Source organism: Nocardioides halotolerans DSM 19273, assembly GCF_000422805.1.
Lineage (GTDB): Bacteria > Actinomycetota > Actinomycetes > Propionibacteriales > Nocardioidaceae > Nocardioides > Nocardioides halotolerans.
Map to the genome: position 1 here is coordinate 1 of NZ_KE383926.1, position 13,038 is coordinate 13,038.

The 13,038-nt window shown below is 72.4% G+C and carries 14 protein-coding genes; 4 read left to right on the forward strand and 10 right to left on the reverse strand.

Annotated elements, in window-relative coordinates; genetic code table 11:
- Positions 1-295: 295 nt before the first annotated feature.
- The 6 genes from G514_RS0121710 to G514_RS0121735 form a co-directional block, all read right to left on the reverse strand.
- A complete protein-coding gene (locus G514_RS0121710; protein WP_028651606.1) occupies positions 296-1,384 on the reverse strand; it encodes an IS110 family RNA-guided transposase in 1,089 nt (362 codons plus the stop codon).
- Between the two features lie 280 nt (positions 1,385-1,664).
- Positions 1,665-2,012, reverse strand: a complete 348-nt coding sequence (locus tag G514_RS0121715; RefSeq protein WP_028653463.1) for a DUF6572 domain-containing protein — start codon at positions 2,010-2,012, stop codon at positions 1,665-1,667.
- Positions 2,013-2,211: 199 nt separating this feature from the next.
- A complete protein-coding gene (locus G514_RS0121720) occupies positions 2,212-2,706 on the reverse strand; it encodes a GNAT family N-acetyltransferase (RefSeq protein ID WP_036565991.1) in 495 nt (164 codons plus the stop codon).
- A 28-nt stretch (positions 2,707-2,734) separates the two neighbouring features.
- Positions 2,735-3,688: an RNA polymerase subunit sigma-70 gene (locus G514_RS28305; RefSeq protein WP_051248043.1), complete on the reverse strand. Its 954-nt coding sequence runs from the start codon at positions 3,686-3,688 to the stop codon at positions 2,735-2,737.
- The gene (locus G514_RS0121730; protein ID WP_028653465.1) at positions 3,685-3,981 is read right to left on the reverse strand and encodes a hypothetical protein; all 297 of its coding nucleotides are present in this window, start codon (positions 3,979-3,981) and stop codon (positions 3,685-3,687) included. The genes G514_RS28305 and G514_RS0121730 overlap by 4 nt, the downstream gene beginning before the upstream one ends.
- Positions 3,978-5,414 (reverse strand): MFS transporter, encoded by a 1,437-nt coding sequence (locus G514_RS0121735; protein WP_028653466.1) that lies wholly within the window; start codon positions 5,412-5,414, stop codon positions 3,978-3,980. Before G514_RS0121735 ends, G514_RS0121730 begins: the two co-directional genes overlap by 4 nt.
- 100 nt (positions 5,415-5,514) lie before the next feature.
- On the opposite strand from G514_RS0121735, the gene G514_RS0121740 reads away from it, so the two are divergent.
- Complete coding sequence (locus G514_RS0121740; protein ID WP_028653467.1) at positions 5,515-6,162, forward strand: MBL fold metallo-hydrolase; 648 nt, start codon at positions 5,515-5,517, stop codon at positions 6,160-6,162.
- A gap of 40 nt (positions 6,163-6,202) precedes the next feature.
- A complete protein-coding gene (locus G514_RS0121745) occupies positions 6,203-6,892 on the forward strand; it encodes a hypothetical protein (protein ID WP_028653468.1) in 690 nt (229 codons plus the stop codon).
- Here the strand turns inward: G514_RS0121745 and G514_RS0121750 are convergent.
- Both G514_RS0121750 and G514_RS0121755 read right to left on the reverse strand, forming a co-directional pair.
- The gene (locus G514_RS0121750) at positions 6,889-7,638 is read right to left on the reverse strand and encodes a sulfotransferase-like domain-containing protein (RefSeq protein ID WP_028653469.1); all 750 of its coding nucleotides are present in this window, start codon (positions 7,636-7,638) and stop codon (positions 6,889-6,891) included. The two genes, G514_RS0121745 and G514_RS0121750, sit on opposite strands and share 4 nt — an antisense overlap.
- A complete protein-coding gene (locus G514_RS0121755; protein ID WP_028653470.1) occupies positions 7,635-8,573 on the reverse strand; it encodes an aminotransferase class IV in 939 nt (312 codons plus the stop codon). Before G514_RS0121755 ends, G514_RS0121750 begins: the two co-directional genes overlap by 4 nt.
- 153 nt (positions 8,574-8,726) lie before the next feature.
- On the opposite strand from G514_RS0121755, the gene G514_RS0121760 reads away from it, so the two are divergent.
- Positions 8,727-9,833 (forward strand): toll/interleukin-1 receptor domain-containing protein, encoded by a 1,107-nt coding sequence (locus G514_RS0121760; protein ID WP_028653471.1) that lies wholly within the window; start codon positions 8,727-8,729, stop codon positions 9,831-9,833.
- Between the two features lie 4 nt (positions 9,834-9,837).
- Here G514_RS0121760 and G514_RS0121765 read toward each other — a convergent pair whose 3' ends face one another.
- Positions 9,838-11,136, reverse strand: coding sequence for an isochorismate synthase (locus G514_RS0121765; protein ID WP_028653472.1), 1,299 nt, complete (start codon positions 11,134-11,136; stop codon positions 9,838-9,840).
- A gap of 97 nt (positions 11,137-11,233) precedes the next feature.
- Complete coding sequence (locus G514_RS0121770; protein ID WP_051248046.1) at positions 11,234-12,127, reverse strand: L,D-transpeptidase family protein; 894 nt, start codon at positions 12,125-12,127, stop codon at positions 11,234-11,236.
- A 92-nt stretch (positions 12,128-12,219) separates the two neighbouring features.
- Between G514_RS0121770 and G514_RS0121775 the strand changes: the two genes are divergently transcribed.
- The gene (locus G514_RS0121775) at positions 12,220-12,909 is read left to right on the forward strand and encodes a demethylmenaquinone methyltransferase (protein ID WP_028653474.1); all 690 of its coding nucleotides are present in this window, start codon (positions 12,220-12,222) and stop codon (positions 12,907-12,909) included.
- The last annotated feature ends 129 nt before the right edge of the window (positions 12,910-13,038 follow it).

Consider the following 13,038-nt stretch of genomic DNA (forward strand, 5'->3'; position numbering starts at 1 on the left):
GACAGCTGATATGTAGGTCGTTCCTGTCAATAGGCAGGGTGAGGCGCCCGTCCCGATTGCTCGGGGCGGGCGCCTCTGCTTCGTCGTCTGTGGTGGTGGCTGGGCGTGTCTTTCGACGCGCGGTCAGGCTGATATGCGCGGGTTGGTTACCGCAGGACGGGCTGTTCGGCTGGAGCGGGTCGCGTGTCTAGGGTCGAGCGTCGCGCCGATCACTCGGCGTTGCTCATAGCTGTTTCGCGGGTCGCTCCTCGCGCTGCTGCCACCGTCCTCCTCCGACGAAGCAGTCCGGGGTGGGTTACTCCTCGAGCACGGCCAGGGACCAGCACCAGCCGGCCAGCTCGCGGGCGACGGCGATGTTGGCCACGACGTGACGCTTGTGTCGGGCGCGCATGGTGTTCCAGCGATGGTGCAGCCGTCGGTTGCCCTCGTCACCGCGGGCTCGGGCGGCGGGGCCGGCCAGCTCCCACCGCTCACGCATCGTCTTGCCGACCCGGTAGGCGGGTCGGTGGTGCCAGGCCGCTTCGACCAGCAGTCTGCGTAGGTGGGTGTTCCCGGTCTTGGTGATCGAGCCCTGAACCCTCGACTGGCCCGAGGAGTACTCGCTGGGCACCAGGCCGACGAAGGAGCCGATGGTCTTACCTGTGAACCGGTCCCAGTCGCCGACCTCGACCGCCAACGCGAACCCGGTCAGGGTGCCGATCCCACGCAGGCACCCCAGCCGAGTGACGAGCGGGGTGAACTCGCAGTCCGCGGCCATCGCCGCGATCGCGGCGTCGAGCCGGTCCCGGCGGGCCTTCACCGCCAGCACGGCCTCGTAGTCGGACCCGAACGTCGCCCGGGTCGCCACCGCTGCGAGCTGGGCGCCGGTCTGTCGCAGCCACACATCGTGGGCACCCGTCCACGCCTGCCCGCCGCAGTACACGTGCCCTTGGCGCAGCAGCAGCTTCGACAGCCGGTGCCGGGCTCGCATCAGGTCACCGCGGGCATCCTCACGGGCGCGGACCAGGTCCCGGGCCGCTTCCTGCTCGACACTGGGGACCGCGACCGGAGTGATCTCATCCAGCCGCAGCAACCGAGCCAGATGCACCGCGTCCTTGGCGTCGGTCTTGACCCGATCACCACTGGGTCGCTGCAGCTTCGACGGCGCCACCACCTCGCACCGGATCCCGGCCGCGTTCAACGCCCGCGACAACCCGAACCCCGTCGGGCCCGCCTCATAAGCCACCGCCACCGGACCCGGCAGGTCACCAAGCCAGGACCTGATGTGCTCGTGTGACGGGGTCAGCTTCGCCTTGAACAGCTCGCCCGTGACGCCATCGATCGCCGCAGCCGCGACAGATCGTGCGTGCACGTCGAGCCCCACGCTCGTACGCTCGGTGAACACCGGGGCCTCCCACAACTGTTGGATAGGCCGAGCAGGCAGCCCCTACTCGGTAACCCACGACCATTTGTGAGTGAGGCCCCGGCCCGCAACCCCGTCAGACGACGAGATCACTCATACCGTCTAGGCCGCTGAAAGGCGCCCACATAGAGGTCGGTCATGCCGATACGCGGGGCTCGACGGCCTCAGGAGTGAGCACGACGATTTCACAATGGCAGCCTGCCACCGCTACGTCCTGTCGTGCCGCGATGAGAGCGCGGTCATGGCCGTGAGTGACGGACGTTCAGATGTCGCTGCGGACCGTCAAGGAGCCGCCGTAGGTCGGGAGACGGTCTGCCACCCCCGCCAGCACCTGTTGGGTGCGTTCGTCAGGCTCCCCAACTTGTGAGTGGACGAGGATGCGCCATGGGCGACCCGCGACTTCGGGATGTGACGTGCTGAGTCCACCGTCCAGCGCGTACGAGACGTACGACTGCACCTTCTCCTGCAGGCTGCTCAGCTGAGCGTCCGAGCCGGTCCATGGGCTATCGGCCACGATGACCAACTCGACTGCCCCATCGGAGGCTTCGGCAACAAGGTCGACTTTCGTCGGGTCGAAGAGCGTCTCTTGTCGTCGGCGTCCGAACGGCACGTTGCGACCCTAAGCCAGCCGGGAGAACCTCCGCTCACGCCGCAGCGAGTGCATTCCTTATCCCGCAGCTCCGTACATGGACGTAGTGATCGGCTGCTGACCTGTCGGACTCCCGCTCGGGTGAAACCGCGGCGATCGTGATCACTACGTTCGGCTACGGGAGCTTCCGCAGATCAGTCGCTCCAGGCGTCGTTGCCGACTAGGTGCCAGCCCGCACCATCCGCACGTGCAGACCCTCGTCGTGCTCGTCCTCGGTGCCGTCGAGGCGGAAGCCCTGCCTCTCGTAGAAGCGGATCGCGCGCTCGTTGCCGGCCAGCACCCACAGGTAGCAGGCGCGGTCGCCGACCGCGATCTCGAACAGCGCGTGGCCGACGCCGGTGCCCCACGCCGAGGCCCGCACGTAGAGCGCGTACAGCTCGAGCAGGTCGTCGATGTCGTTGTCGCGGGCGGGGCCGGCGGAGGCGAAGCCGACCAGTCCGTCGGAGTCCTCGGCGACCCACGTCGGCTCGGGTCCGCGGAGGATCTCCTTCCAGCGCTCGACTCGCTCGGCCACCTTCTCGCGGCGGTCGTCGAGGATGCCCTGCGGCATCAGGCCCGTGTAGGCGTCGTCCCAGACGTCGACGTGCAGGTGCGCGAGCGGTTCGGCGTCCGCGGCGACGGCCTGCCGGATCGACACGTCGGACGGCAGGGGCATGGCCGGAGCCTAGGACAGCGGCGGGCGGTCAGCGCACCACCGCGGGGTCGAGGAACGTCGTGAAGCCGGTGATGCCGCCGGGCCCGAAGGTGAGCACCGACAGCCCGTGGGTCAGGAACGCGCCGACCCGCGCGTCCCACACCATGAGCGTGATCGCCGGCTGACCGTTGGCGGAGGCCGGTTCGGCGCGCCACCGCCGTCCGGGACGCAGCGGCAGCTCGGTGAGGAACGCCGCAACTGCGGCGCGGCCGCGGTACCACTCGGCGAACGGCGGCATCGACATCTCGACGTCCTCGGCCAGCAGCGCGACGACGGCGTCGACGTCGTTGCGCTCCCAGGCCGCGACGAACGCCGCCACGGTCGCGCGGACCTGGCGGTCGCCCACCTCGCGGAGCACCTCCTGCTGGCTCCGCTTCGGCAGCACCGCGCGCACCGCCCCGCGGGCCCGGGCGAGCGCGCTCGTCACCGAGGCGACGCTGGTGTCGAGGATCTCCGCGGTCTCGGCAGCGGAGAAGGCGAGCACGTCGCGCAGCACCAGCACCGCCCGCTGGAGCGCGGGCAGGTGCTGGAGTGCTGCGACGAAGGCCAGCTCGACGGCCTCGCGCTGCTCGTAGACGGCGTCGACGGGCGACGACTCCCAGGTGATCCCGGCGTCGGGGAGCGGGCCGAGCCACACGGTCTCGGTGAGCGGCGCGGCCAGCCCATCGGCCGGATCGGCGGCCGACCCGAGGTCGACGGGCACCAGCCGCCGGCCGCGCCGTTCGATCTCGCGCAGGCAGACGTTGGTGGCGACCGTGTAGAGCCAGGTCCGCAGCGAGCTACGTCCCTCGAAGCGGTCGACGCCGCGCCACCCGCGCAGCAGGGTCTCCTGCACGGCGTCCTCGGCGTCGTGCGAGGAGCCGAGCATCCGGTAGCAGTGCAGCAGCAGACCCGGCCGCAGCGGCGCGACCTGCTCGGCGAATGCCTCCGACGCCAGCGTCATCCGGCGTACCTCCCCACGAGCGTCATTGCGCGCAGCTCCGGCGTGGTCGCGCAGCGGTCCTCGACCAGGGTTGCGGTGAAGCGCTGGAAGGCCTCTGAGACCTCCAGCTGTCCTCCCTCACCGTTCTCGTCGACGACGTGGACGAAGGTGACGCCGTCGTCCAGCAGGTAGACCGAGTACGTCACGCCCTCGGTCCTGCGCGCCGCCAGGTCCGCCATCACGTCGCGAACGTACGCCGAGTTCTCCTCCGCGCGCCCGTCCTTGACCCGGTAGGTCACGATCCGTGCGGTCATGCTGCTGCTCCTTCCAGGGACCCGGACCCGACGGGTCCGTCCGTCTGCTCGTCGCGGTCGGGCAGGTTGCCTCGCCGCGCGGGCAGGGTCAGCGCAACCACCGCGCCGAGGGCCGACAGCCCGGCGGCAGTGAGCATCGCCGCGCGGAACCCGTCGACGAAGTCGTCCGGGGTCGCGAACCCTCCCGTCGCACCGAACACCGCCACGGTGGCCGCGATGCCCAGCACGCCGCCGAGCTGCCGCACGGTGCTGTTGACCCCGGCGGCCGTGGCGACGTCGCGGTCGGCGACCGAGGCGACGGCCGCGCTCTGCCCGCCCGGAATGGCGAGCGAGACTCCGAGGCCGCCGAGGACGAACGGCCCCAGCGCGTCGAGGAACCCGATGCCGGGGTCGACCACGAGCGCCAGCCACAGCATCGCGACGGCCTGCAGCGCGAGGCCCACGACGATCAGCGGTCGCTCGCCGATGCGGTCGCCGAGCGCGCCGGCGACCGGCGCCACCAGCAGGAGGGTGCCGGTCCACGCCATCAGCCGCACGCCGGCCCCGAGCGCGTCGTGGCCCATGACCACCTGGAGCAGCTGGCCGTAGAAGAAGACCGCCGTGAACAGCGGCGCCACGGTGAGTGCGACGGCGGCGTTGCCGGCCGCGAACCCGCGCACGCGCAGCAGCCGCGGCGGCAGGAGGGGGTACGGCGCCCGGCGCTGCCACGCGGCGAACCCGCCGAGCAGCACGACGCCCGCAGCGGCCGGGACGAGCACGTCCGCGCTGGTCCAGCCGGCCTCCTCGCCGCGGACCACGCCCCACACCACCCCGAGCACGCCGAGACCCAGCAGCGCGACGCCCCACGCGTCGAGCCTGCTGTCCGGCACCGTCGCCTCGGGCACCACGCGGAGCACGAGCGGCGCAGCGAGCAGGCCGATCGGGACGTTCAGCCAGAAGATCCACTGCCACGCCAGCCCCTCCACGACGGCGCCGCCCACGAGCGGCCCGCAGGCCACGGCGACACCGGTGACCGCGCTGAACAGCCCGACCGCCGCGCCGCGCCTCTCGGGCGGGAAGGCCGAGGACAGCAGGGCCAGCCCGAGCGTCATCACGACGGCGGCAGCCGCGCCCTGCAGCACCCGTAGCCCCACCAGCGCGCCCACGCTCCCGGCGAGCGCCGCGCCCGCGGAGGTCAGTGCGAACAGCGCCAGCCCCGCGGCGTACGTCCGCGCCCGGCCGAGCCGGTCGCCGAGCACCGCGGCCGGCACGAGCAGCACCGCGAGGCTCAGGTTGTAGGCGTTCACGGTCCACTCGAGGTCGGTCAGCGACGCGCCCAGGTCGCGCTGGATCGTGCTCAGCGCGGAGGCCACCACCAGCGTGTCCAGCGCAGCCATGAACGACCCGATGCCCGTCAGCACGATGATCCAGCGGCGTCGTCTCGTCTCGTCCATCTCACTCCTCGTCACCAGTCCGGTTGGGGCGGCTCCGGCCGTCCTCACCAGATGTGATCCGCGAGGTGCGGCGGACTGATCGCGTCCTACGCTCGGATCCATGCGGATCACGAAGTTCGGCCACGCCTGCGTCCGGATCGAGCACGAGGGTGAGGTCCTCGTCCTCGACCCGGGTGTGTTCACCGAACCGGAGGCGGTCGACGGCGCGACGGCCGTGCTCGTCACGCACCTGCACCCCGACCACCTGCACGCGGACAACCTGCGGGCGACCGACGCGCCGGTGTTCACCGTCGGCCAGGTCGCCGAGCAGCTGGCGGCCGACGCTCCGGACGTCGCGGAGCGCACGACGACCGTGCCGGCCGGCTCGGCGTTCACGATCGGGGCCGGCGCCGGCCTGCCGGTCCGGGCCGTGGGCGAGCTGCACAACGTGATCCACCCCGAGCTGCCGCAGCCCTACAACTCCGGCTACTTGATGACCGTCGGCGACCAGGTCGTCTACCACCCCGGCGACGCGCTCGCCCTCCCCGAGGTGCCGGTCGACGTCCTGCTGTGCCCGTCGTCGGCACCCTGGCTCCGCAGCGAGATGGCCATCGAGTTCGTCCGCGCGGTCGGTGCGCCGCGGAACCTCGCCATCCACGACCGCGTCTACTCCGAGGCCGGGCACCAGTTCCTGGCGATGCAGATGGAGACGCTGGTCGGCCCGCGGGGCCAGGAGTGGGTGCGGCGTGCCGACGGGGACGACCTCTGAGGTCCATACTCGGGCACGGACACCAGGAGGTGCGGGGGAGATGACGTCGGCGCAGGTCCCGTACGGCGACGAGTCCGTCGCCACGTCCATCGACGTCGCACCGCTGGCCGACCCACCTCGCCGGGTGCCGGCCGCGCTCCGGCTCGGCACCTTCGCGTGGAGCTGGTGGGAGGTGTGGTCGCTGCTGATGGGCCTGGTCACCCCGGTCGTCCTCTTCGTCTTCTGGCCCGAGACGTTCTCGATCGTGATCTCGCTCGCCGCGCTGCTCGTGGTGTGGTTCCGGGTGCGCCGCTTCCGGCGAGTCGGGCTGCTGGCGCACGGCAAGGTCGCGACCGTGACCGGCGCCGACGTCCAGGCCGTCGGCACCTACTACTCCGGCGTGACGATGAGCAACATGCGCGTCGCGCAGGCGCACGGCTGGAAGGTCACCCGCCGGACGTACAGCGGCCCGTCGACCACCACGAAGATCAGCTACCAGGTCGACGGCGCCTCCGGCAGCCTCCGGCTGCGCGGGCTGCCCTACGCCGGCGGGGTCGTGCTGGCCGACCCGCGGCACCCCGAGCGCGCCGCGGTGGTGAGCCAGCTGCCGTTCTCGTTCGAGCCCGGCCCCGACGGACAGCTGGTCGCGGAGGTCTCGGCCTGGCAGTGGGTGGGCGTCTTCTGCGCCCTCCTCCTGGAGACCACGCTGGTCTGCGTCGCGGTGCTCGCCGTCTACGCGACCTGGTTCTAGGCCGTGTCCTGGACGACTGACCGCCGCTCGCGCAGCGCGTCGTACGCCGGCCGGCAGGCCTCCGCGACAGCGGCGTCGTGCGCCGAGAGCTCGACCTCGCGCGGTCGGTAGGGCGCGAAGCCGGTCGAGGCGAGCACGGCGTCGTACCAGTGCGGCGCCCAGACGCCGTCGGAGTCGCGCGGCCCCGGCGGCCACGCCAGCATCCGGTCGGTGAAGGCGATGCCGAGCCAGTCGCACAGCCAGCGCAGGTGGGACTCGGGGTCGCGCAGGAAGTCGGCGGCGTCGATGACCGGGACGTCGAGGCCGGCGTCGTCCCACCGCTCCATCAGCCACTGCTGCTGGAGCAGCCCGATGTCCTCGGGCTCGCATGCCTCGCGCGAGCGGACGTAGGACGCCACCACCTCGGCCGGGTCGCGGATCAGCTGCACGTTGCGGAACGCCTCGGTCCACGAGGCGTCGGCCTCCAGGTCGACGTGGTGGGCCATGTGCTTGGCGTAGTGGACGGTGCGGCCCTCCGGCAGCGGCGCGTGCAGCGCGGCGACCGCATCGTCCAGCGCCGTGGGCTGCGAGGCGAGCACGTCGTCACGGCCCGGGTGGTCGAGGCCGGTGCGGGCGAGGTAGGCCGCGTAGAGCGGCTCGTCGGCCACCACCGTGTCGGGGCGGTTCTCCCAGGCCCGCATCATCGCGGTCGAGATGTTGCGCGGGCCCGACCACATCGCGACGCGCACCTCGCGGCCTCCGCTCACGGCGCGGTCCGCCCGGCCACGTCGGCGGCGACCCACTCGGCGTACAGCTCCTGGAGCCGGGTGACCACCGGGCCGCGCACGCCCGACCCGATGGTGCGCCCGTCGATCGAGCGCACCGGCGCGACCCCCGCGAAGGTGCCGGTGACGAACGCCTCCTGCGCGCTGTAGACGTCGGTCAGGCTGAAGGTCGTCTCCCGCGCGGTGATGTCGTGCGCCCGGCACATCGCGAGGACGTTGCCGCGGGTGATGCCCCCGAGGCAGAACCGTCCGTCCGACGTCCACACCTCGGGAGCGTCCGGAGTGCCCTTCACGACGAAGAAGTGCGTGCTGTTGCACGTGGCGACGAAGCCGTGCGGGTCGAGCATCAGCGCCTCGTCGGCGCCGGCCTGGTAGGCCTGGATGCAGGCCAGGATGTCGTTGAGCTTGCTGTGCGCGTTGAGCTTGGGGTCGAGGGTGTCGGGGGTGGCGCGCCGCACGTGCGTGGTGAACAGCGTGAGCCCGTGCTCGACCGTCTCCGGGGTGGGGAGCTTGTGCTCGGCGATGATCACGATCGTCGCGGGGCCGACGGTGACGCGCGGGTCCTGGTACGGCGTCGACTTCACCCCGCGGGTGCACATCAGCCGCACGTGGACGCCGTCGCTCATGCCGTTGGCCGCGAGGGTGTCGTAGACCGCCCGGGTAAGCTCGTCGCGGGTGACGCCGAGGTCGATCATCAGCGCCGCCGCCCCCTCCCAGAGCCGGTCGAGGTGCTGCTCGAGGAACGCCGGGTGGCCGTCGTGGATCCGCAGCCCCTCCCAGACGCCGTCGCCGAGCACGAAGCCGGAGTCGAACACCGAGACCGTCGCCTCCGCCCGCGGCTTGAGCTCGCCGTTGACCCAGATCAGGATCTCGTCGTTGCGCGGGTCGCGGGCGTGGTCGTGGGCGCCTGAGGGCATGCGCCGACCCTAGGGTGTGGCGCCGGAGCGCGAGGCTCACCCCTTCGGCGGCCGATGGTCGCGAAACCTCCCCCAGGTTGGCGATGAGTCGCCGGGGCCGATGCACGTTCTCTGGACTGGACCAGTTGTCCATGGGGCTTTCGGGGGAACAACATGAGTCGCGTCTTCGTCAGCTGCTCCTACCGCGACCGCGCGGTGGGTGCCGAGGTGGCCGGCCTGGTGCGCGCCCTCGGGCACGAGCCGGCCGACGACCGCGACGACGCGCACGGCACGGCCTGGTGGAACGAGGTCGTCGGACGGATCGAGGCCAGCGACGCGTTCATCGCGGTGGCGTCGCCGGCGTACGCCGATGCCCACGCGTGCCGGCTCGCGGCCAGGCACGCCGCGGCCACCGGGCTGCCCGTGGTCCGCGTCGACCTCGACGAGCGTGCCGTCGCGGACTGCCACCCCGTGGTGGCGAGTGCGGTCGGGGTGCCCTTCGCCCCGGAGGATCCCGCGACCGCCGTACGTCTCGGGCAGGCGCTGGACGGGTCGCCTCTCGAGGACCCGCCGCCGTCGACCGGCGCGGCCCGGGCCCCCAGCGCCGTGGACACAGCCTTCACCGCAGTGGACACCGGCGTGGGAGCCGTCACGCTGCTGGGCGCGGTGGGGCTCGTCCTCGTGGGGCTGAGCATCCTCGGTCACCCGGAGGCCGCCACGGACCAGCACCACGGGACCGGCGCGAGGAGCGAGGCGACGCGGAGTGCCGACGCGCTGCTGGCGGAGGTGAGGTCGGCGGACAGCCCCGGCCTGCCGGCCGACTCGTGCCGCGCCGGCGCCGGAGCCGTCACGTGCACCAACCCGGCGTCCGGCATCGACACGGTCGTCCTCACGCCGTACCCGACGCCGGCCGCGCTCTACGAGGGCTACACCGCCGAGGTCGAGGCGCGGTCGGGCCGGCCGTTCGGTGCGAACACCGGCAACTGCTCCACCTGGGCGACCGAGGGAGAGGTCGGCTGGAACCTGGACAAGGAGCACCGAGCAGACTTCTCCGTCGCGCAGCACGTGGGCGGTGGGCTCGACCCGGTGCGCGAGTCGGCGGGCCGGGTCTTCTGCACCGACCAGAAGAAGGTGATGAGGCTGGCCTGGACCCAGGACCCCGGCCTGCTGGTCACGGCCACGGGTCAGCCGTCGGAGCAGGTGGTCGGCTGGTGGGCGGGCGTGCACCTCGACCTGGCGTGCGCTGCCCTGGACGTGGGCGTGGGCAGCGGCTGCCCGTAGCGGCCTACCGGCTCAGAGAGTCCCGCACCGGCACGAACTTGCCCTGTGTCTCGGCCAGCTCGGCCTCGGGGTCGGAGTCGGCGACGATGCCGCAGCCGGCGTAGAGCCGGACGGTGTTGCCCTCGATCGTGGCCGACCGCAGGGCGATGCCCCACTCACCGTCGCCGTCGGCGTCCATCCAGCCGACCGGGCCGGCGTAGCGGCCGCGGTCCATGCCCTCGATCTGCGCGATCAGCTCGGTCGCGACCGGGGTGGGGGTGCCGCCGACCGCCGCCGAGGGGTGGAGGGCCGCGACGAGCTCGAGCGAGGTCACGGTCGCCGAGTCGTGCACGACGCCGGTCACGTCGGTGGCCAGGTGCATGACGTTGGGCAGGTGGAGGACGAACGGCGCCTCGGGCACGTTCATCGACGAGCAGTGCGGGGCGAGCGCGTCGGCGACCGAGCGCACGGCGTACTCGTGCTCCTCGAGGTCCTTCGACGACCGGGCCAGGCGGGCGGCGAGCGTGAGGTCGCGGGCGTCGTCGCCGGTACGCCGGATCGTGCCCGCCAGCACCCGCGAGGTCACCAGGCCGAGCTCGCGGCGGACGTAGAGCTCGGGGGTGGCGCCGAAGATGCCGTCGACGTGGAAGGTCCAGCAGGTGGGGTACTCCTCGGCCAGCCGGCGCAGCGGCCACCGCACGTCGATCGGCTCGGCCGCGGTGGCGACGAGGTCGCGGGCCAGCACGACCTTCTCGAGGTCGCCGGCGTTGATGCGGCCGACCGCCTCCGCGACGACGCTCATCCACTGCTCGCCGTTGAGCGCACCGTCGGTGAAGCTCACGTCGACCGGCGCCGGCGGCGTCGTCGCGAGCTCGAGCCGGCGGTCGAGCTGGTCGAGGCCGCCGACGGAGGAGACCGTGGTCAGCCAGGCGGTGTCGCCGCGGCGGCCGAGGATCACCTCGGGGACGATGAGCACGGACTCGCCGGCGGGTCCGGTCGCCGGCGCGTCGGAGAACGCGAAGGTGCCGAACGCCACCAGGCCGCTGCCCGGCTCGTCGACGTCGCTGCGGACGATCGCCCGGGCGGTGAGGTCGCGCCACCAGTCGTTGGCGTCCTCGAACCGGCGCGCGCCGCTCGTGCGGATCTGGGCCGCCACACCGCAGCCGACCAGGCCGTTGCCGTGCCGCAGCCAGGTGACCGGGTGGTCCTCCGGCAGCAGGTCGAGCAGCGACGCGTCGGGCGGGAGCTCGAGCTCGACGGTGCGGACGACGAGGGGCGCGATCGGTGTCTCTTGCGAGACGTCGCTGGATGGGCCGCTCGTCACGAGGATCGAGCCTACTTCCCAGCGCGCCAGCGCACAGACTCACCGCACGTCGTGAGGCGCCCGGGGTGGGCAACCTCACGCCGCGCGACCTTGTCGGCTACGACCAGTACACGACGACCTTGTCGCCGACGCGGACCTGGTCGAAGAGCCAGGACACCGCGGCGTAGTCGCGCACGTTGACGCAGCCGTGCGACGCGCCCGAGTAGCCCGTGGCCGCGAAGTCCGACGAGTAGTGCACGGCCTGGCCGCCGGAGAAGAACATCGCGAACGGCATCGAGGAGTCGTAGAGCGACGAGACGTGGTCGCGGCTCTTGAAGTAGACCGAGTAGACGCCCTCGCGGGTCGGCGTGCCGGTCGCGCCGAACCGGACATCGACGGTCTTGAGGACCTTGCCGTCGACCAGCCAGCGCAGCGTGCGGCTCGTCTTGTCGATGCAGAGGACACGGCCGGTCCGGCAGCGGTCGTCGAGCGGACCGGGCTTGTTGTGCAGCCCCATCTGGTCGCGGGTGGGCTCGCCGGTCATCGCGTGCAGGCGGTCGAGGGTGCGCTGGTCGACCTTGCCGGTCACCGGGATCTGTCGCTTCGCCTGGAAGCCGCGCACGGCCTTGACCGTCTCGGCGTCGTACCGCCCGTCGGGGCGGCTGAAGTACCACGCGAGCGCGGCCAGCCGCGCCTGCAGGTCGCGCACCTTCATGCCGCGGTCGCCGAACGAGAGCAGCGTGCGGCCGGGCTCCATGGCGTGCAGCGGTTGCTTCTGCGAGCGGGGGCGGTCGGCGGTCCGCGGAGATGGTTCGGCCGCGGGCTGGACGGGCTGGGCCACGGGGTCGACCGCCGGCTGCGCCGGGGCGTCCTGCGCGACGGGTTGCACGGCGGCGCCGCCGTCGAGGTCGGGGCCGGTCGAGCCGCGGGAGGCGTAGCCGACGGCCGCCGCGGAGACGGCGAGCAGCAGCACGACGAGCAGGCCGAGGCCGGCGCGACGCAGCGTGGTCATGGAGGCTCCTGTGAGGGGAAGTGGAGTCGGTCATCAGGTTGACGCCTGGCGGGGGCTTCGGGTTGCAGACACGCCGCCCCTAGTCTTTGGCGGTGACCCGGGCCGACCTCGACAAGCAGCCGGCCGACGTGCGCCGCATGTTCGACGCGGTCGCCCAGCGCTACGACCTGACCAACGACGTCCTGTCCCTCGGCCAGGACCGGCGCTGGCGCAAGGACGTGATCGACGCCGTCGACCCGAAGCCGGGCGAGCGGGTGCTCGACCTCGCTGCCGGCACCGGTACGTCGAGCCAGCCGTTCGCCGACCGAGGGGCGGTCGTCGTCCCGTGCGACTTCTCGCTCGGCATGCTGACGGTGGGCAAGAAGGCCAAGCCGGCGCTGCCGTTCACCGCCGGTGACGGCACCCGGCTGCCGTTCGCCGACGCCTCCTTCGACGCGGTGACGATCTCCTTCGGCCTGCGCAACATCGTTGACCCCTCCGCGGGGCTGCGCGAGCTGCTCCGCGTCACCCGGCCCGGAGGCCGGCTGGTCGTCTGCGAGTTCAGCCACCCGACCTGGGCGCCGTTCCGGACCGTCTACGTCGAGTACCTCATGAAGGCCCTGCCCCCGATCGCCCGCGCGGTCTCGTCGTCACCCGACGCCTACGTCTACCTCGCCGAGTCGATCCGCGCCTGGCCCGACCAGCCAGGCCTCGCCGCGCTCATCGCGCAGGCCGGCTGGCAGCAACCCGAGTGGCGCAACCTCTCCGGCGGCATCGTCGCCCTCCACCGCGCCACCGCCTGACGGTGGCTGACGCGCGAGGGCCGGCCGCGGTCGGCGCCGGCCCCGGGTCGAGCCGTCGGTGGCTGAGGTGTGAGGCCGGCTACGGCCGAGCCTCGAAGCCTCTGCAGGGATGGCTCCGGAGGTGGTCGG